The organism is Brachybacterium sacelli (assembly GCF_017876545.1).
Lineage (GTDB): Bacteria > Actinomycetota > Actinomycetes > Actinomycetales > Dermabacteraceae > Brachybacterium > Brachybacterium sacelli.
Genome location: NZ_JAGIOD010000001.1, coordinates 1081416 through 1101496 on the forward strand (window position 1 = coordinate 1081416; position 20081 = coordinate 1101496).

At 70.7% G+C, this 20081-nt stretch carries 16 protein-coding genes; 14 read left to right on the top strand and 2 right to left on the bottom strand.

Annotated elements, in window-relative coordinates:
• Positions 1-125: 125 nt before the first annotated feature.
• A complete protein-coding gene (locus tag JOF43_RS04790; protein WP_245354260.1) occupies positions 126-1760 on the top strand; it encodes a sodium:solute symporter family protein in 1635 nt (544 codons plus the stop codon).
• Between the two features lie 56 nt (positions 1761-1816).
• Positions 1817-1945, top strand: a complete 129-nt coding sequence (locus tag JOF43_RS04795) for a putative transporter small subunit (protein WP_209899844.1) — start codon at positions 1817-1819, stop codon at positions 1943-1945.
• Positions 1946-2064: 119 nt separating this feature from the next.
• On the opposite strand, the gene JOF43_RS04800 is transcribed toward JOF43_RS04795, so the two are convergent.
• Together JOF43_RS04800 and JOF43_RS04805 are read right to left on the bottom strand one after the other, a co-directional pair.
• Complete coding sequence (locus tag JOF43_RS04800; RefSeq protein WP_209899847.1) at positions 2065-3105, bottom strand: Gfo/Idh/MocA family protein; 1041 nt, start codon at positions 3103-3105, stop codon at positions 2065-2067.
• A 125-nt stretch (positions 3106-3230) separates the two neighbouring features.
• Positions 3231-4166, bottom strand: a complete 936-nt coding sequence (locus tag JOF43_RS04805) for an aldo/keto reductase (protein ID WP_209899850.1) — start codon at positions 4164-4166, stop codon at positions 3231-3233.
• 179 nt (positions 4167-4345) lie between these two features.
• On the opposite strand from JOF43_RS04805, the gene JOF43_RS04810 reads away from it, so the two are divergent.
• The 12 genes from JOF43_RS04810 (at position 4346) to JOF43_RS04865 (ending at position 20000) form a co-directional block, all read left to right on the top strand.
• Positions 4346-5617: an MFS transporter gene (locus tag JOF43_RS04810; protein WP_209899853.1), complete on the top strand. Its 1272-nt coding sequence runs from the start codon at positions 4346-4348 to the stop codon at positions 5615-5617.
• 264 nt (positions 5618-5881) lie between these two features.
• Positions 5882-6331, top strand: a complete 450-nt coding sequence (locus JOF43_RS04815; RefSeq protein ID WP_209899856.1) for a DUF2871 domain-containing protein — start codon at positions 5882-5884, stop codon at positions 6329-6331.
• Between the two features lie 177 nt (positions 6332-6508).
• Entirely contained in the window at positions 6509-7501 is a 993-nt protein-coding gene (gene glpX, locus JOF43_RS04820) for a class II fructose-bisphosphatase (RefSeq protein WP_209899859.1), read from the top strand.
• A gap of 121 nt (positions 7502-7622) precedes the next feature.
• Entirely contained in the window at positions 7623-8312 is a 690-nt protein-coding gene (locus tag JOF43_RS04825; protein WP_209899862.1) for an NUDIX hydrolase, read from the top strand.
• Positions 8313-8365: 53 nt separating this feature from the next.
• Positions 8366-9196, top strand: a complete 831-nt coding sequence (locus JOF43_RS04830) for a phosphotransferase family protein (RefSeq protein WP_209899865.1) — start codon at positions 8366-8368, stop codon at positions 9194-9196.
• 185 nt (positions 9197-9381) lie between these two features.
• On the top strand, positions 9382-10692 hold the full coding sequence (locus tag JOF43_RS04835; protein WP_245354013.1) for an ABC transporter substrate-binding protein: 1311 nt from the start codon (positions 9382-9384) through the stop codon (positions 10690-10692).
• Between the two features lies 1 nt (position 10693).
• Positions 10694-11668 (top strand): carbohydrate ABC transporter permease, encoded by a 975-nt coding sequence (locus JOF43_RS04840; RefSeq protein ID WP_209899871.1) that lies wholly within the window; start codon positions 10694-10696, stop codon positions 11666-11668.
• Complete coding sequence (locus JOF43_RS04845; protein ID WP_209899874.1) at positions 11661-12581, top strand: carbohydrate ABC transporter permease; 921 nt, start codon at positions 11661-11663, stop codon at positions 12579-12581. The genes JOF43_RS04840 and JOF43_RS04845 overlap by 8 nt, the downstream gene beginning before the upstream one ends.
• Before the next feature lie 50 nt (positions 12582-12631).
• On the top strand, positions 12632-13537 hold the full coding sequence (locus JOF43_RS04850; protein WP_209899878.1) for a MurR/RpiR family transcriptional regulator: 906 nt from the start codon (positions 12632-12634) through the stop codon (positions 13535-13537).
• A gap of 57 nt (positions 13538-13594) precedes the next feature.
• Positions 13595-15823 (top strand): FAD-dependent oxidoreductase, encoded by a 2229-nt coding sequence (locus tag JOF43_RS04855; RefSeq protein WP_209899880.1) that lies wholly within the window; start codon positions 13595-13597, stop codon positions 15821-15823.
• Positions 15824-15923: 100 nt separating this feature from the next.
• Positions 15924-16871 (top strand): VOC family protein, encoded by a 948-nt coding sequence (locus JOF43_RS04860; RefSeq protein ID WP_209899884.1) that lies wholly within the window; start codon positions 15924-15926, stop codon positions 16869-16871.
• Between the two features lie 258 nt (positions 16872-17129).
• Positions 17130-20000, top strand: a complete 2871-nt coding sequence (locus JOF43_RS04865) for an ABC transporter transmembrane domain-containing protein (RefSeq protein WP_209899887.1) — start codon at positions 17130-17132, stop codon at positions 19998-20000.
• Positions 20001-20081 lie beyond the last annotated feature (81 nt).

The window sequence follows — 20081 nt, forward strand, 5'->3', positions numbered from 1 at the left end:
GGCAGAGAGTGACCGGATCGTCCGCGAAGAAAGGAAGTGCAGTGCCGCCCGCGCCCACAGGGGAGATATCCCAGCTCGGAACCATCGGTGTCATCCTCCTCCTGCTGCTGTTCTACGGCGGCACGATGTGGATGTCGGTGGCGATCTCCCGCAAGAAGGAGAACGCCGACGACTACATGACGGCCGGCAACAAGATCGGCTTCGGCGTCTCCGCCGCCTCCATGACCGCGACCTGGATCTGGGCGTCCTCGATGTACGCCTCGGTGACCGCGGGCTACACGTACGGCGTCTCCGGCCCCATCCACTACGGGCTGTGGGGAGCGCTGATGATCCTGTTCATCTACCCCTTCGGCAAACGGATCCGGAAGGTCGCCCCCAAGGCGCACACCCTCGCCGAGGTCATGTACGCCCGCCACGGCCGCTCCTCCCAGCTGATGCTCGCCGGCTCCAACGTGCTCGGCTCGGTCATCTCGCTGACCTCCAACTTCATCGCCGGCGGCGCACTGATCGCGATGCTCTCCCCGATGAGCTTCGGCCACGGCATCGTCATCATCGCGGGCGGAGTGCTGCTGTACACCCTGTGGTCCGGTTTCCGCGCCTCGGTGCTGACGGACTTCGCGCAGGTCATGGCCATGCTCGGAGCAGCCGTCGTGATCATCCCGGCGGTGTTCTTCGTCGTCGGCGGACCCTCGCTGTTCGTCGAGGGCGCTGCGAACGGCAACGTCACCCCTGCGCAGGAGAGCTTCTTCTCCTCCGACGCCTTCATGAACCAGGGCGCCCCCTACATCGCTGCGGTGCTGGCCTACGCGATCGGCAACCAGACCATCGCCCAGCGCCTGTTCGCGGTGCGTGAGGACCTCATCAAGCCCACCTTCATCACCGCCACCATCGGCTACGGCGCGACGGTGATCGGCATCGGCATGCTCGGCGTGATGGCGCTGTACCTGGGCATCGAGCCCATGAACGGCGATGTCAACAACCTGATGCCGCAGATGGTCGGCACCTACCTGCCCGCCGCCCTGATAGCTCTCGCTTTCATCATGATCATCGGCTCGCTGTCCTCGACCGCGGACTCTGACTTGTCGGCGCTCAGTTCGATCGTGATGACTGACATCTACGGGCAGTCCGTGGGTCGTGCCCAGGCCGATCCCAAGAGGATGCTGCTGATCGGCCGGATCACCATGATCGTGGCCACCGCCGCGGCGCTGTACTTCGCCACCGCGAGGTTCAACATCCTCGACCTGCTGGTGTTCGTCGGCGCCCTCTGGGGCTGCCTGGTGTTCCCGGTCATCGCGTCCTTCTACTGGAAAAAGATCACCAACAAGGCGTTCACCGTCTCCGTGATCGCCGCGCTGGTGGTGTTCTTGCCGGTGCGTTTCGCCCTGATCCCGCTGGTCGGCCCCTGGGCGCTGTTCGTCGAGCTGCTCGCGATCGTCGGGGTCGGCGTGGTGCTGGGCATCATGTCCTTCGGCTTCTTCGGCCTGCGCCCCGCCGTGATTATCGGCGCGATCGCCACCGCGGCCGTGCTGCCCTTCGGCTTTGGCTACCTGCGCGACTACGAGACACTGTCCGGCTCGCTGGTCGCCTACTCGGTCTCGTTCCTGGTCTGCTACCTGATGAGCGTTCGTTCGAAGCAGGACTTCGACTTCTCGGTGATCAGCAGGATCACCGGTGACTTCGACGAGGAGGACGAGACCGCCGGTTCCGTCCCCGAAGGCCCCTCACCGGCCGCCGAGGCGACCGACGCCGCCGACCGCTGACCCGCCCTGTCCCGCGGCGGGCGCCCCGCTCCGTCGCCCCACTCGAAAGGAGAGCCATGACTGCTCTGCTGACCGCCTATGTGCTCATGTGGCCGGTGCTCGTGCTCGGCATCCTGATCACCATTGCCGGCGGCTTCGCCAAGGACGTCAAGGAGGCCCGCCAGGAGGGCCGCACGGTCATCTGACGAGGCCCGCCCGGCGTTCGCAGCCGGCCCGGGCACCACGACGACGCCCGCCGCTCCCGAGACGGGGCGGCGGGCGTCGTCGGGCGCGGAGTCGGAGCAAGCCGGTGGTCCGGCCTCGATCAGCTCCCGACGCTGCTGGCGCGATAGGCGTCCTTGAGGATCTGCAGCGAGGCCATGGCCTCGCCCGGCCCGATCCAGAACGGCTCGGGGCCGTCGAGGGCGGCGTGGAAGTCGCGGATCAGCTCCTCGTGGGAGACGCCCCAGTAGGCGCGGCCGCCCGCGGTCGCGACTCGGTCGGACCAGGTGTCGACCCGCCCGTCGGCCCAGTGCACTGTGAGCCCGCCGCCGCGCCCGGAGCGCAGCTCGAGGTAGGCGTTGTCGGTGGCGATCTCGAGCTCGACGGGACGTGCCAGGGGCGCGGTGAGCGTGGCGTAGAAGGTGGTGGTGATCCCGGAGGCGTGGTGGAGCACCAGGTCCGCGGTGTCCTCGACCTCGGTGACGCCGGCGAACTTCTTCTGCGAGACCAGGCCCTCGGTGCGCTCGACGGGGCCGATCAGCCACTGCACCAGGTCGAGGGTGTGGATCGCCTGGTTGATCAGCAGCCCGCCGCCGGAGCTCTCCCAGCGGCCGCGCCACGGCTTGGCCGCGTAGTAGTCGGCGGTGCGGCTCCACACCACCGAGGCCCAGGCGCCCTGGACGGCGCCGAGCTCACCGCCGGCGAGCAGCCTCGCGAGCTCCTGGCTGGCACGGTTGTAGCGGTTCTGGAAGCAGATCCCGATCTTCGCGGCGCCCGCGCCGCCGTCGGCCCGGGGTGTGGTCACCGATCCCAGGGCCTCGACCAGTCGCGCTCCCTCGTCGAGGGTGTGGGCCACCGGCTTCTCCTGCAGCACGTGCACGCCGCGCTCCAGCGCGGCGAGGGACGGGCCGACGTGCTGGTCGTGCGGGGTGGTCACGTGCACGGCGTCCGGGCCCTGGGCGTCGATCAGCTCCTCGACCGAGGAATAGGTGGGCAGGCCGGTCTCGGCGGCGGCCCGCTCCCGGGCGGCGGGGTCGGTGTCGGCGAGTCCGACCAGCTCGAGGCCGTCGATCGCCCCGATCGCTCCGACGTGGACGACGGACACGTCCCCGTAGCCGACCAGGCCGATACGTCGCTGGGCCATGTGCTGCGCCTCCTCGCCGCTCCACTGCGGCACGTGGGTGAGATCTGCTCCGTCGCCATCCTCGCCCGCGGCCGTGACGAGCGGAAACAGTTGCCGCGCGGTGCCGAGGGTCTACTCCGCCCTGCTCAGGGCACGATCCACCCGGCGGCCCGGAACAGCTCGTACCACTCCGCACGGGTCAGCGGGATATCGGAGCCCTCGGCGGAATCGGCCACCCGCTGCGGCGTCGTGGTGCCGAGGACGACCTGCATCTGCGCCGGGTGGCGGGTGATCCACGCGGTCGCGATCGCCTCGGGGGCGACGTCGTACTGCGCGGCGAGCCGGTCGATGACCGCGTTGAGCTCGGCGTAGTCCGGGTGCCCCAGGAAGACCCCGTCGAAGAACTGCGCCTGGAACGGCGACCACGCCTGGACGGTGATGTCGTGCAGGCGGCAGTAGTCGAGGATCCCGCCGCCGTCGCGCACGATCGCCTGGTCGGTGCCCTGCATGTTCGCGGCCACGCCCTGCGCGATGAAGGTCGAGTGCGTGATCGACAGCTGCAGCTGGTTGGCGACGATCGGCTGGTTCAGATGCTTGGCCAGCAGGTCGATCTGGCGCGGGGTGTGGTTGGAGACGCCGAAGCTGCGGACCTTGCCGCTGGCGTGCAGCTCGTCGAAGGCCCGGGCGACCTCATCGGGCTCGACCAGGGCATCGGGACGGTGCAGCAGCAGGATGTCGATGCGGTCGGTCCCCAGTGCGCGCAGCGAGCCCTCGACGGACTCGATGAGATGCTCGTAGGAGTAGTCGAAGTAGGGGCCCTCGGGGACGATCCCGGCCTTGGTCTGGATCGTCACCTGATCGCGCTCGGAGGGCGTCAGCTGCAGGGCCTGGGCGAAGCGCTCCTCGCAGCGGTGCTTCGAGCCGCCGTAGATGTCGGCGTGGTCGAGGAAGTCGATGCCGGCGTCCCGGGCGGTGCGCACCAGGGTGCGGATCTCGTCGTCGGACTTCTCGGCGATACGCATCAGCCCCAGCACCACGTTCGGTGCGGAGATGTCGGTGTGCGGCAGGGCGAAATGCTTCATGGGATGACCTCAGGTCGCAGGGGAGAGTCGTGGGACAGGGGTGCGGCACCGTCGCGGGGCGTCGGTGCCGGGGACGAGCCTATGCCCGTCGGCCGACGGAGCGCACCCCCTGCGCGAGCGCTTTCCATCCTTCGGGACGACGATGCCCTGCGCACCTCGTCCTGCCTAGGCTGGACCCGGTGACCACGCCCTACCCCTCCTCCCACGTCCCGCCCGCCCCGTCCGTCCCCACGCGCCGTGAGAAGGCGGGAGCCCGGATCACGCTGACCCTCGCCTCGCTGGCGATGATCGGGCCGTTCACCATCGACACCGTCTTCCCGGCCTTCACGCGCATCGGTGCGGAGTTCGGCAGCGATGCGGTCGCCCTCCAGCAACTGGTCTCCGCCTACCTGGCCGCCTTCGCGATCATGTCGATCTTCCACGGCCCCCTCTCGGACGCGCTGGGCCGCAAGAAGGTCATGATCGGCGGGCTGGTGATCTACCTGATCGGCATGCTCGGCAGCGTGCTCGCCCCCACCCTCGGCAGCCTCGTCCTGATGCGCGTGCTGCAGGGGATGAGCGCCGGTGCGGCCACCATCGTCTCCCGCGTGGTCATCCGTGACATGTTCTCCGGCTCCGAGGCACAGCGTCTGATGGCGCAGGTCATGATGATCTTCTCGGTCGCCCCGGCGGTCGCGCCGATCTTCGGCGGCTGGCTGCTGCTGCTCGGGGACTGGCGCTGGGTGTTTGGCGGGGTCGGCGCCTATGCCCTGCTGGTGCTGGTCGCGGCCACGCGACTGCCGGAGACGCTCCCCCCGGAGGCCCGCAACCCCTTGCGCGTCGGGGCGCTGCTGGGGTCGCTGTGGCATGTGGGTCGCTCCCCGGTGATGCTGCGGATCGCCGCGGCGTCCGCATGCGGGTTCGCCTCCCAGTTCGTGTTCATCGCCGGCGCCTCTCTGCTGGTGGTGCGTCTGCTGGGCCTCGGGGAGCAGGACTTCTGGGTGCTGTTCGTGCCGCTGATCATCGGCATGATGTCCGGCGCCTTCGTCGTGGGCCGGGCCGCGGACCTGATGGATCGCAGCCGCCTCATCAGCCTCGGATTCCTCGGGACCCTCGCAGCGACCGTCCTGAACCTGGTGCTGGTCTCGTTCGCGCCCCCGTTTACGGGCGGGCTGAGCTGGTCGCTGCTGCTGGCGGTGACCGGGCCGATGCTCATCGCGTTCACCGTCGCACTCCTCTTCGCCCCGATCCAGCTCGAGGTGCTCGACCTGTTCCCGCACGAGCGGGGTGCGGCCGCCTCGCTGGGCACCTTCTTCGGTCTGGTGCTCAACGCCCTGCTCGCCGGAGTCGTCGCGCCGATGGTCACCGCGAGTCTGAGCACGCTCGCCCTCGCCTCGCTGGGGTTCGCGGTGCTCGGCGCGATCCTGTGGACGTGGCACGTGCGGACCGTCCGCGCCCCGCAGGATGCCTGAGCTCTCTCGCAGCGGAGGGTCGACTACTGGCGCGTCAGCATGAGCACTGGTCATATCGCCAGAGCGCATGCTCACGCGCCAGTACCCGAGCAGGTGCCGAAGCGCGCATGACCCGAGCATGAGCCGAAGCGCGCAGTACCCGAGCGTGAGCCGAAGCGCGCATGACCCGAGCAGGAGCCGAAGCGTACGGGGTGGCATGAGCCACCACCCGACTCCATCTTTCGGTTGATCCCCAGGTCACGTGCGATTCCTAGAGTCGACGGCATGAGACGCCTGATGAACACCGCCTTCGCCTACATCCTCCTCGGCCTCGCCTCCGGACTCTTCTACCGGGAGTACACCAAGGCCACCGGAACCGTCGGTGCCGATACCCAGCTGAGCACGCTCCACACCCACCTGCTCGTCCTCGGCATGGTCATGTTCTTGCTGGTCCTGGCTCTGGACGCGATCTTCTCCCTCAGCGGCCGGCGCTCCTTCTCCGTCTTCTACTGGACCTACAACGTCGGTCTCGTGGTGACGGTGGCGATGCAGGCCGTGCGCGGCATCCTCACCCTCGACGGTCAGGACCCCACGGCCACCAGCGCCGCGATCCCCGGCATCGCGGGCCTCGGCCACATCCTCCTGACGGTGGGTCTGGTCGCCCTGTTCCTCGCCCTGCGGGCCGGGGTCACCGATCGCCTGGCGGCCCGCGAGCGGGATGCCATCGCGGTCTGACCCGTACCCCGTCATGGGCCGACCCGGCCCCACGTGAGGGTTCACCTGCTGTTCTCCCGGGCCCGCGCACCGGCCGGGTAGAGTCCCAGGGACCCGTACGGCATCGCCGAGATCGGCCCGGCCCCGGGCCGGACCGGACGCGACGCCACGACCCCGACGACGACGACGGAGGCCCGCATGACCAGCGCTGCCAGCACCTCGACCGCTCCCGACCGCAACCTCGCCCTCGAACTGGTGCGCGTCACCGAGGCGGCCGCCATCGCCGGGGCCCGCTGGGTCGGGGCCGGGGACAAGAACACGGCCGACGGTGCCGCCGTCGACGCCATGCGTTCCTTCATGGACACCGTGCGGATGGACGGCACCGTGGTCATCGGCGAGGGCGAGAAGGACGAGGCGCCCATGCTGTTCAACGGCGAGAGCGTCGGTGACGGCACCGGCCCTCACGTGGACGTCGCCGTCGACCCGATCGACGGCACCCGCCTGACCGCCCTCGGCTACAACAACGCCCTGTCGGTCTTCGCCGTCGCGGAGAAGGGGAGCATGTACGACCCCTCGGCCGTGTTCTACATGGAGAAGATGGTGGTGGGCCCCGAGGCGGCCGAGTTCGTCGACCTGCGCCTGCCGACCGCCCAGAACATCGCACTGGTCGCGAAGGCCCTGGGCAAGCCCATCAGCCAGGTCACCGTCTGCGTGCTCGAGCGTCCCCGCCACGAGCCGCTGGTCCAGGAGATCCGGGAGTCCGGGGCACGCGTCAAGTTCATCATGGACGGCGACGTGGCTGGGGCGATCGCCGCCGCCCGCGGATCCGGCGTGGACATGCTGCTGGGCACCGGCGGCACCCCCGAGGGCATCATCGCCGCCTGCGCGGTCAAGGCCACCGGTGGCATGATCCAGGGACGCCTGACCCCGATCGACGACGAGGAGCGGCAGAAGGCCCTCGACGCCGGCCACGACCTGGACCGGGTGCTCACGACCTCCGACCTGGTCACCTCCGACAACTGCTACTTCACCGCCACCGGGATCACGGACGGCGATCTGGTGCGCGGGGTGCGCTACCGGGGCGGGCGCATCGTCACCGAGTCGATCGTCATGCGCTCCACCTCCGGCACCGTACGGCTGATCGAGGCGGAGCATCGCCCGGAGAAGTGGGCCCGCTGGATCGCTGAGTGACCGCTCACCCGCGGCCGTCCGCCCAGCTCACGACGGCTGTGAGGGAAGACGCAGGGACAGCAGCTGTGACCCGCACTGCACGAGGAGTCACCGTGACCATAACCGGTCCTAGGGTGACCTCATGGCCTCCCCTGTCGAAGACATCCGCGTCGCCGTCGACCTCATCGTCCTGACCCTGCGGCACGATGCCCTCAACGTCCTGCTGGTCCAGCGCGAGGACGAGCCCCACCGCGGAGCCTGGGCGCTCCCGGGCGGGTTCATCGAGTACGAGGAGGACCTCGAGGACGCCGCCTACCGCGTGCTGGCCGACGAGGCCTCCCTGGGCAGCGGTGCCGTGCACCTGGAGCAGGTGCGCACCTTCGGCACCCCGCACCGCGATCCGCGCGGCCGTGTCGTCTCGGTGGCGTTCATGGCCCTGGGCGCGGATCTGCCGGACCCCGAGCGGGGCGACGAGGTCGCCGACGCCCGCTGGTGGAGCGTGGGCGAGCTGACCGGGATCGACCTCGCCTTCGACCATGCCGACGTGCTGGGATGCTCCGTCGAGCGCGCCCGCGCCAAGCTCGAGTACACCACCCTCGCCGTCACCTTCCTGCCCGAGGAGTTCACGATCTCCCAGCTGCGCGGCGTCTACGAGAGCGTGTGGGGCACGTCGCTGGACGCCGGGAACTTCCACCGCAAGGCCACCCGCACCGACGGGTTCCTCCTCGAGCTGGAGAAGCGCGCCGCCCCCACCGGCGGCCGCCCCGCCCGCCTGTACAGCGCCGGCGGAGGCACCACCCTGGTGCCGCCGCTGCTGCGCTCCGGGCAGTGACGACTCCCTGAGGCGCCCTTCTCCTCGCCGCCGCCGTCGGGGACACTGTGCCCATGGCAGCACGGGACGGTGTCGAGCCGGCAGCAGTGCTCGAGAGCATGGGCCTGCGCGGGGACGGGACGATCGAGCCCCTGCTCGGCGGGGCCGACGCCCAGCTGTGGCGGGTGAGCGTCGACGGAACCCGCTGCGCGCTGCGCGTGCTGCGACCCTCGCAGCATGAGCAGGCACGACGCGAGGTCGGCGTCCATCGCGGGATGGAGCCGACGGACGTGCCGGTGCCGCGGATCGTGGCGACCGCGCTCGCCGAGGAGCGGCCCGCGTACCTGATGGAATGGGTCGAGGGGCGCCCCCTGGCGGAGAGGGTGATGGATCCGGGGACCCCACCCCGCCGGCGCCGTGACCTGATGGCCCGCTTCGGCGAGATGCAGGCGGCCGTCCATGAGCTGCCGGCCGAGGACCTGGCCGCCGAGACGGACCGGATCCTGCGGACGCGGCGCGTACCCGCGGAGGACGCCCCGCGTGACGATCCCCCTGCGCGACTGCTGCACCTGGATTACCACCCCGGCAACGTGCTGGTCCGCGGCGGCCGCATCGTCGCCGTCCTCGACTGGGCCAATGCCGCCGCGGACGATCCCCGGTACGACCGGGCCCGGACGGAATCCCAACTGGCTCTGCACCCGGACCCGCGGATGCAGCGCGATCGCCTGCGGCAGGATCTCCTGGACTCCTGGCGGGCCGGGTACGGCGCCCACGAGGACCTCGAGCCGGCCTTCCGCCGTTGGGCCGGCGCCGCCATGCTCACCGACCTCTCGCCTCGCCTCGAGGACCCGGCGGCCCCCTGGGTGACTGCCGAACTGCTCGAGCGCATCCGTCGCTATCACTGACCACCGCCACGACGCGGGCTCCACCTCGCCCCTCACCCCGACAAACGCCGGCCGACACCTCAGGGCCGCTCAGAAGAACCGTGCACAAAAGTTGCACCAAGGGTTGACGTGATGGCTCTTCGGTGCAAAAGTTGCGCATCTTGCGAGGTACTCGACCCGCGCACCGCAGCGTCGGAAGGATGGGCATGCTCCCTGCACGCAGTCGTCGCCCGAGCCGTCGGCAGTTCGTCGGGGCCCTGGGCGCCGTGGCGGGCGGTGCCGCGGTCAGCGGCTGCTCCTCCGAGCCGGAGAAGGACATGGACACCCTCCACGTGTGGGGCGGAATCCCGGCCGAGAGCGGTCCGCAGCGACTGATCGACAGATTCCACGAGAAGCATCCGGACCTCACCGTCGAGTACACGCGGTACATCAACGACGACCGGGGCAACCTGAAGCTGAACACGGCCCTCCAGGGCGGTGTCGACATCGATGTCTTCTTCACCTACGGCGTCCCGAACCTCACCATGCGGGTGAGCTCGGGGCTGGCGGCGGACGTCGGCGACCAGGTGCGCAGCACCCCTGAGCTGGCGATGTTCCTGGACACCGATGATCCCAAGGCGCTCATCGACGGGGACGAGATCACGGCGCTCGCGACCACCAGGATCCCTCAGATGGTCCTGTTCAACGAGAGCCTGCGCGAGCGCGCCGGGATCGACCTTCCGCGGCAGTGGACGTTCGAGGAATACCTGGAGGTCATCCGCGCTCTTGCGGCCGACGGGAAGTACGGTTCGTACGTGATCCCGGACCTCGCGCGGATCGAGCTCGGCCCGAACTACCGGTTCACCCCCGAGGGAGACTCCAACTTCTCCCACCCGGCGTTCCAGCGCCACCTCGACCTGTCCGCGGAGCTGATCCGTGACGGTGTCCTCTATCCCTGGTCGCAGGCCCTGGCCCGCCAGCTGGAGGCGTACCAGCAGAACAACTTCATCGCCGAGGACTTCGGGCTGTGGACCACGGCGCCCTACAGCCTGCGCTTCCTGACCGATCAGGAGGAGTACCCCCACGACTTCACCGTCTCCGCCGCCCCGGTGCCGACCACCGAGAACGGCGACTGGAACACGGGGGAGTACGGGGCCTTCGTCCAGATCAACTCCCGCAGCCCGAAGCAGGAGCTCGCGTGGGAGTTCAGCAAGTTCTGGCTGCTCGAAGGAGCGCAGGACCTGATCAGCGCGGGGTACATCTCGCTGCTGGGCGACGTCGACGACGAGCAGCTCCTCGCGGGGATCCTCGGCGAGGACGCAGAGCAGTTCTTCGACGTCGACTCGTTCCGTCGGACCCTCTTCGAGGACGAGCCCCGGATGCACCTGGACACGGAGCTGACCGCCTACACCGAGATCACCCAGAAGTTCGAGCAGCAGCGTGACGTGTGCTGGCTCCTCGAGCGCTCACCGACCAAGGCCATCGAGACCGTCGACCGCAACGCCCAGGCGCTGATCGAGCGCTTCGAGGAGGACTGACATGTCCACAGCGCAGACGCGGGCCGACGGGCTCGGGGCCCCGCCCGACCCCCGGGGGCCGACGGCGCGGGGACGCCGCAGCAGCGGACGCGCCCCCTCGGACCCGAAGCCGATCGTCGGATGGCTCTTCATCGCCCCGAACCTGCTGGGGGTGCTGGCCTTCACCTTCATCCCCCTGGTGTCGGTCATCCTGCTGTCGTTCACGGAGTGGAACCTGGTCTCCGGGTTCGGGGGCATCGACTTCGTCGGCCTCGACAACTTCCTCGCGGTGTTCCAGGATCCGACGTTCTGGCGCAGTCTCGTGATCACGATCCTCTACGCCGGCGTCGCCGTGCCGCTGACCCTCGTGGTGGGCCTCGCCCTCGCCCTCGCGCTGAACCGTGACATCCCGGCCCGGGGGCTGCTGCGCGCCGCGTTCTTCGTGCCCTACATCGTCAACATCGTCGCCATCGGCATGACCTGGCAGATGCTGCTGGATCCCTCGGCGGGGCTCGTGAACCAGTTCCTCGGGGTCTTCGGCCTCGAGCATCTGCCGCAGTGGTTCGCCTCCTCGTACTGGGCGCTGCCCGCACTCATCCTGGTGACGATCTGGTCCCAGGCGGGGTACGCGAACCTCATCTACCTCTCGGCGCTGCAGGACGCTCCCACGCAGCTGTACGAGGCGGCACGTATCGACGGGGCCGGCCGCTGGGCCTCGTTCCGCGCGATCACGTGGCCCTCGCTGCTCCCCACCACGGTGTTCCTGCTGATCACGCTCTTCGTGGGGATCTCGCAGACCTTCGGCATGATCGCCCTGATCACGAACGGCGGCCCCGGCGCGTCCACGACCACGCTGTCCTTTTACATGTATCAGACGAGCTTCCAGTTCTACCGCTTCGGATATGCCTCGGCCGTGGGTCTGGTGACCTTCGTCGGCATCTTCGCCATCATGCTCCTGATGTGGCGGGCCCAGCGAGGGAGGGCACTGCATGACTGAGTCGACAGCCGTCACCGGCGGCCTCGCGACCGGCCCGAGCAGGTCGGGCGCCGGCACCGGCATCGCCGAGCGGCAGGCCCGTCGCCGTCGCCGGGACCGCATCCGCCGCTGGTCCTGGGGCGTTCCGCTGTGGATCCTGGCCCTGGTGTTCCTGCTGCCGTTCGCCTGGATGATCTCCACCTCCCTGAAACCGGACCTGGAGGCGTTCAGGATCCCCATGCAGTGGATCCCGGACGAACCTCGCTGGGAGAACTACACCGAGGTCCTGTTCGGCGAGAACTCGATCCTCGTCGCGTTCTGGAACTCGGTGTTCGTGGCCCTGCTGCGGGTGCTCGGGGAGCTGACCACGGCCACCCTGGCCGGATACGCCTTCGCCAAGCTCCGCTTCCCGGGCCGGGGAAAGGTCTTCATCGCCTACCTGGCCACGTCCCTGATCCCGGCGCAGCTGCTGCTGGTCCCGCGCTTCGTGTACTTCCAGGAGCTCGGCCTGTACGACACGCTGTGGGCCCTCATCCTGCCGGGGATGTTCACCGTGCTCGGCACCTTCCTCATGCGCCAGTACTTCGTCTCCCAGCCGGACGAGTTCGCCGAGGCGGCGCGGCTGGACGGGGCGGGCGAGTTCCAGATCTTCTCCCGGATCTACCTGCCGAACGCGACGTCGATGATCAGTGCGCTGGCCATCCTGACCTTCGTCTGGTCCTGGAACGACTACGAGACTCCCTTGGTCTTCCTCTCCAGCCCGGAGACCTTCACGCTGCCCATGGGCCTGACCAACTTCACCGATGAGAACGGGGCCATGGCCGCCGGTCTCTCGATGGCGGCGGCGGTCATCTCGATCATCCCGATCCTGCTGGTCTTCCTGGTCTTCCAGCGCCGGTTCGTCCGGGCGATGACCGAGAGCGCCCTGAAGTAGTCCGCGCCGGCCCCCGACCACCGCGACCGACCATGGACGAGTATTCACAGATGAGCACATCTCCCACCGCCTCGCCGGCCTCGGCGCTGCAGCGCATCCGCGAGGCGATCCCCCAGCTGAACCCGACCGCCCGGAGGATCGCCGAGGCGATCCTCGCGGACCCCCTCGGGGCCGGAGACGCCTCGATCACGGCGCTCGCCGCGACGGCCGAGACGTCCCCCGCGGCGGTCTCCCGGTTCTCGCGGCGGGTGGGCTACACCGGGTTCCCCGCTCTCCGCTCCGCGATCGCCCTCGACAACGGCCGCGCCGCACAGTCCGGGTGGGAGCGCGACATCGGCACCGCCATCACACCCTCCGATGCCCCGCGCGACGTGCTGGACATCCTCGCCGGCACCGCGGCCCGTGCGCTCCGTGATGCCGCCGCCGTGGTCGACCTGCGCCAGATCGAGCGCGCGGCCGAGGCGATCACTCGCGCCGAGCGGGTGCACCTGCACGGGGAATGGGGGGATTCGGTGGCCGTGCGCGAGCTGTACCTGCGGCTGCTGCGCATCGGCGTCGCGGTCTGGTGCCACGAGACCGGTCCGCGCACCCTCGACCTGGTCGCGGGCACCTTCACCGAGCGCGACGCCGTCCTCGTGCTCAACCGCTCCGGCGACGACGACACCGCCCTCCACCTGGTGCAGGCCGCCCAGCGCGCCGGTTCCACCACGATCGCCGTGCACGGTGTGCCGGGCTCCGTCCTGGAGGAGTCGGTCGACGTGCCGGTGTACACGGGGATCCGGAACGGGACGGTGTGGACCCAGCACTTCGCCGGCCGCGCCAGCGACACCCTCGTGACGAGCATGCTCTGGCTGCTCGTCGCCCAACGACGCTCCGCCGATCCCACCCTGCGCTTCGTGGACGACGGGACCCTCGGGGACCTCGGCGACGACGCAGCGCCCGACGACGGTCGGTGACCTCCTCACCGGCACGACCACCCGCTCCGCACGACCACCCCTGCAGGAAGGACCCCCATGCTCACCGAATCCGTCACTACCGACATCGTCGTGGTGGGAGGAGGCCTCGCCGGCATCTGCGCAGCGATCGGAGCTGCCCGCCAGGGCAGCCGCGTCGCCCTGGTGCAGAACCGCCCGGTCCTCGGCGGCAACTCGTCGAGCGAGGTGCGGGTCTGGGTCTGCGGTGCCACGGCGCACGGGATCCACCTGTTCGCCCGCGAGACGGGCATCATGGGCGAGCTGTTCGTCGAGAACCAGTTCCGCAATCCCGACGGCAATCCGTACTACTGGGATCTCCTGCTCCTGGAGAAGGTCCGCGCGGAGCCGGGCATCGAGCTCTTCCTGAACACCGACGTCACGGAGGTCGAGGCCGAGGGGGCGCAGGACGCCCGGGTGGTGCGCTCCGCCACCGGCTGGATGAGCGGATCCGAACGCCGGGTCACCTTCACCGCGCCGACGTTCATCGACTGCAGCGGGGACGGGCTGGTCGGCCATCTCGCCGGCGCCCGCAGCATGCGCGGGAGCGAGCCCCGCGAGACCTACGACGAATCCTGGGCGCCGGACGAGCCGGGAGAGGACATGCTCGGCTCGACGATCCTCTTCTACACCAAGGACGTCGGCCACCCGCAGAAGTTCGTCGCCCCCTCGTTCGCGGTCGACGTCGCGGCGACCTCGATCCCGGAGAACAGGGTGGTCCGGGAGACCATGAACGGCTGCGACTACTGGTGGATCGAATGGGGCGGGGACCTCGACGTCGTCCACGACAACGAGCGGATCCGGGACGAGCTCCAGGCCGTCTGTTACGGCTTGTGGGACTACATCAAGAACTCCGGGCTCTACGACGCGGACACCCTCAGCCTCGAGTGGGTGGGCGCGGTGCCCGGCAAGCGGGAGTACCGGCGGTTCGTCGGCGATCATGTCCTCACCCAGCACGACGTCCTGGGACAGACCGAGTTCGCGGACCGCATCGGCTTCGGCGGCTGGTCCATCGACCTCCATCCGGTGGGCGGCGTCTACGCGAGCGAGAAGGGATCGCGGCACTGGCACCCGGACGGGAACTACCACATACCGCTGCGTGCGCTGTACTCGCACAATGTCACCAACCTGTGGATGGCCGGCCGGGACATCAGCGCGAGCCACGTCGCGTTCGGGAGCACGCGCGTGATGGCGACCTGCGCCGTCCTCGGCGAAGCGGCGGGCATCGCCGCCTCCCTCGCCGGCCACCTCGCGGTCACCCCTCCCCGGCTCGCCGCCGACCACCTGCCGGAGCTGCACCGGGCGATGGTCCGTGCGGACGCCTCGCTGCTCGGTGTGGTCGACGACGACCCGGCGAACCTCGCCCTCGTCGCCGACGCGACGGCGTCCTCGCGCAAGAGCGCTCTCGCCTCGACCGAGAGCGCCGGCAACCACCCGCTGGACCACGACCTGGGGCTGGTGCTGCCGATCGATCCGAGCCTGGACGAGGTGGAGATCCTCGTCGACGCCGAGCAGGACACGGACCTCACGCTAGAGCTGCACAGCGTGAGCAGGCCACAGAACTATCTCCCCGACACCCTCCGGCGCGGCGTCACGGTGCCGATCGCCCGCGGCAGGTCGTGGGCACGGGCCGACCTCGGGTGGAGGCCCGAGGCGCCGCAGAACGCCGTGGTCGTCCTGCGGAGGAACCCGCTGGTCAGCGTGCACCGCGGATCACGGGTGGAGCCGGGGACCGTCACCCTGCGGCACCGGGAGATGCCCGTGGAGGAGGTCAGTCCTCAGCAGTGGCGGCACTGGAAGGAGACCCTGCACGGCGAAGGCATCTGCTTCCGGGCGACCGCTCCGACCTCCGCCTTCGGTCCCGAACAGGCCGTCGGCGGGTACGCCCGCCCGTACGGCGGGCCGAACATGTGGGTCTCCGGGGCCGTCGCCGAGGACCCTCAGCCCTGGATCGAGCTGCGTTGGACGGCGCCGCAGCAGATCGGGACGGTGGATCTCGTCCTGGACGACGACGTCAACGAGGACCTCATCAACCTCCATCACCACCGGACCCCGGGGGACGCGATGGCGACGCTGGTGCGCAACGCCCGCGTCGAGGCCCTCGTCGGCGACCAGTGGCACGAGGTCGGACGGATCACGGAGAACCGGAGGCGGCATCGCTCCCTCGACCTGGGGGAGGGGCTGAGGACCACCGCGCTGCGGCTGGTGGTCGAGGACACGAACGGATCGCCGGAGGCCCGGGTGGTGGCGCTGCGCGCGTACAGCGCCTGAGGGTGACCTATGGGCGGAGACACCCCCACAAGTGATTGAATATTGGACGACAAGAGGTCAGACTGAGGGTGAGCCCGTTCGATCGGAAGGAACGCACCCCATGACCTCCACCCCTCACGCCGTGCCCGTCGCCGCGACCGCGACGGGCGAGCAGCACCTCTCGGCCGACCTCGCCATGGACGCTGTGACCCTCCACGTCGGCGACCTCGAGCTGATGAGCTCCTACTACGCCAGCGCCCTGGCGCTGACCCCGATCGAGGAGAGGACCCGCGCCGGCGGCGAGGTCCACCGCGTCCTCGGCCGCGGCACCGTGCCCTTCGTGCGCCTGATCTCCACCCCGGGCCTGCCCGCCGTCGATCCGCGCCAGGCCGGCTTGTTCCACACCGCCTTCCTCTTCGAGGACCAGGCCTCGCTCGCCGGCACCGTGCTGCGCGCCGCCCAGGATCCCCGTTCCCGCTTCGTCGGCAGCAGCGACCACCTGGTCTCCGAGGCCTTCTACTTCACCGACCCCGAGGGCAACGGCATCGAGCTGTACCGGGACCGCCCGCGCGATGCGTGGACCTGGGCCGGTGGCCAGGTGGCCATGGACACCCTGTACCTCGACCCCGACGCCTACCTGCGCACGCACCTGACAGAGGACGTGGCCACCAGCCCCGGCCTGCGTCCCGGCATCGTGGGCCACGTGCACCTGCAGGTCGGTGACGTCGAGTCCGCCCGGAGGTTCTACGTCGACACCCTCGGCTTCGAGACCACCGTGGGCTCCCATCCGGGCGCCCTGTTCGCGGCGGCCGGCGGCTACCACCACCACGTCGCCATGAACACCTGGAACAGTCGCGGCGCCGGACCGCGCGCCACCGCCCTCGGCCTGGCCGACGTGGCGATCACCGTTCCCGGCCGCGAGGACCTCGAGGCGCTGACCGCCCGCCTGCGAGCGGCCGGCAGTCAGTTCGCCGACGAGGGCCGCTCCGTGCGCATCGAGGACCCGTGGGGCACCCCCGTGAGCGCCAGTCTGCCCGGCACCAGCACCGAGGAGCTGCTCGCGCGCTGACCGCCCGGCGATCGACGAGCCCGGAAGAGGCCCAGTGCACGGGCTGGTCGCAGGGCGCGCGCAAGGGATGAGGGGCGGGCGACGCCTCGGCGACGGCCCGGTGGTGACACACTGGCCGTATCGTCCCGTCCCGCCCCTGAGGGGCCACTCGCCGCCGACCAGGAACCCCATGCCATCCGAGCTCACCCTCCCCGCGTCCGCGACCCCCGTCACGCCCTTCCCCGAGCGCCCTGCGTCCGGCTCGGAGGTGGCTCGCTCATGAGGTCCGCCCCCACCCCGGACGAGTCCTCGGCCGCTGACCTCCGCTCGCCGCAGTCCGATACCGGCCAGCCGGCACCGCTGGAGCACTCCTGGGTCCAGGACGCCCCCGCCTTCTCCACGAGCCCCGTGCCCGATCCCGATCCCGAGGACCGCTGGAGCGTCGTCGATGACGACGCCGACTCCGCTGTCGAGGAGGACATCATGGTGGAGCCCGAGGACGCCGGCGACGACGAGCCCGCGCCGGGCGATGAGCCTGCGTCGGGCGGCGAGCCTGCGTCGGATGTCGCGTCCGCGTCGAGTGCCGAGCTCGCCCCGGACGAGGGCGGCGTCGTGCCTGAGGACGCTGCGTCGGACGGCGTCGCAGCGCCGGACGACGACGCCGCTCCGGACGCGAAGGCCGAACCCGATGCGGAGCCCATCGCGGATCCCGGTCCCGTCGCCCCCGCTGATCGCGTCACCCGCGCCGATTCGGCGCCCACCGCCGATTCCGGGCCGACGGCCGGGTCAGCCCCGACCCCAGGGTCAGCCCCGACCCCCGATTCAGCCCCGACACCCGCGCCCGCACCGGAGACGGACGACGTCCAGCCCGCGCCTGCACCGGAGGCGGACGACGTCCAGCCCGCGCTTGCGCCGGAGCCCGCAACCGCCTCGGAGCCGGTGGACGTCGACGACGAGCGCCTGCCGGCCTTCCCGGTGCCCGTGACCATGTCGCCGCGGGCCAAGAAGTTCGGCTGGGCACGGGAATCGCTGCTCACGGGCCGGGCCCCGGAGGGGACGACGCCGAGCTCCGCCGGCACGCCCGGCGCACCGAGCCCCTCCGGGCCAGCTGCCTCCGAGCACCCGCTCCCGCCCGGGGAGGCCGGGTACGACGCCGATCACGCCACGGCCTTGGGGCAGGTCGCCGACGGCAATGACCCGGTCGCCGCTCCGGAGACCGGGGGCGTGGGCGCAGCCCCCGTCGGCCCGGCCGCGAGCGTCGCCGCGACCGACGGGGTCTCCTCCGGCGGCACCGCAGGATCCGACGCCGCCACCGAGCCCGAGAGCCCCACGGGAGAGGCCGAGTCCGGTGGTCCGCTGCAGCCGGTCCTGCAGGTTCTCGGCCCCTCGCTGCGGACCCATCGCGCCGCCCTGCTCACCGGCGGGATCGCGCTGCTGCTGAGCGTGTGGATGCTGATCGCCCTGCCCTTCCCGGTGAAGTACGCCCTCGACGCCGCGATCGCCTCCGCCGGAGCCGACCTGCCGGCGCTCGCCGGCATCACCGCGCCCGGCCGGACCCTGGCCATCAGTGTCATCGTCCTGTGCGTGCTGCTGATCGCGCAGGTCGCGACCCGATTCACCGCGATCTCCGCTCTCGGCCGGGTCGGTGCCCGCATCGCCACGACCCTGCGCACCCGGCTGCTCGGGCACCTCCACTCCCTGACCCCGCAGGCCGGGGAGCCCTCCGCCGTCCCGTCCCGTCGCGACGGTCCGGCCGAGCCGGAGGAGGTTCGGCCGCTGATCGACGACGTCGCCGCCCTGCGCGACCTGCTCTCGCACTCCGGTCCCCGGGCCGCGGCCGGTGCGCTGACGCTGCTGTCGCTGCTGATAGTCACCCTGATCGCCGCTCCGCTGGCGACGCTGGTGCTGCTGGTGACCGGGGCCGTGCAGGCGCTGGTCGCCACGCTCGTGCTGCGTCGCAGCCACGCCGCCCGTCGGACCGCCGCGGCCGAGGCCCGCCTCCTCGCCGAGACCGCCGACGAGCTGGTCGCGGCCACCGGCACCATCCAGTCCTACGGCCTGGAGTCCCGAGCCGAGCGCGGGCTGACCGAGGCGGGTTCCCGGGACGGCCGCGCCCTGACCGGCGCCCGCCGCATCGACGCCCTGCTGGACCTGGTCACCCAGGTCATCGCCGGTGGTGGCGTCGTCGCGACCCTGCTCCTCGGCGCCTCGAGGGTCGCGGCCGGCGCCATGACCCCCGGCGACGTGGTGCTCGTCCTCGCCGAGCTGCTGATCATGATCCTGGTGCTGCGAGAGCTGCTCCAGCACACCGGGTCGCTGCGCTCCGCGCCGGCCGCCGGCCGCCGCATCGCCGACCTGCTCGAGCGCCGCGGCGGAATCTCCGAGCCGGAGCGCACCCAGGGCGTCGGCCGCGTCGCCGGGGAGATCGTGTTCTCCGCCGTCGACACCGCGGGCGGGGCCGACCGGGCCCTGTTCGACACGGTCTCGCTGGTGGTGCCGAGCGGCCAGCACGTCGCCCTGCTGGACGGCACCGGCCGGGAGGCCGCGGCCCTGATCTCCTACCTGCTGCGCTTCGACCAACCCGACACCGGCCGTGTGCTGCTGGACCGCTACGACACCCGCACCCTGTCCCTGAGCGACCTGCGCCGCCAGATCGCCGTCGTCCAGCGCGAGCCCGTGCTGTTCACCGACACGGTGCGCGAGAACATCCGCGTCGGCCGCCCCGACGCGACCGACGCCGAGGTCGAGAAGGCGGCGCGCGACGCCGGGGTCGACGACGTCATCGCCCAGCTGGAGAACGGGTTCGAGACCGTCTTGATGCGGCGCGGGGACGTGCTGACCGACGGGCAGCGCCGACGGATCGCCATCGCCCGGGCCCTGCTGCGCGACGCCCCGATCGTCGTGCTCGAGGCTGCCGACGCGGACCTCTCCGCCGCCGAACGCCGCCCGGTGATGCAGGCCCTGGAGACGCTCGTGGACTCCCGCACCGCGATCGTCAGCAGCCGCGACCCGGAGACCATCACCGCCATGGATCGCGTGCTGTGGTTCGAGGACGGGGAGGTCCGCGAGGACGGCGCCCCCTCGGTCCTCACCGCGGACCCCGCCTCCCGCCTCGCGCGCTGGCTGCGCAGCCAGGACGAGAGCGTCTGACCCGAGGCGTCGCAGGACCCTTCACAGCACTCCACCCCACGGCCACCTCCCCGTCACCCGCACTGGGGAGACTGGCCGCGC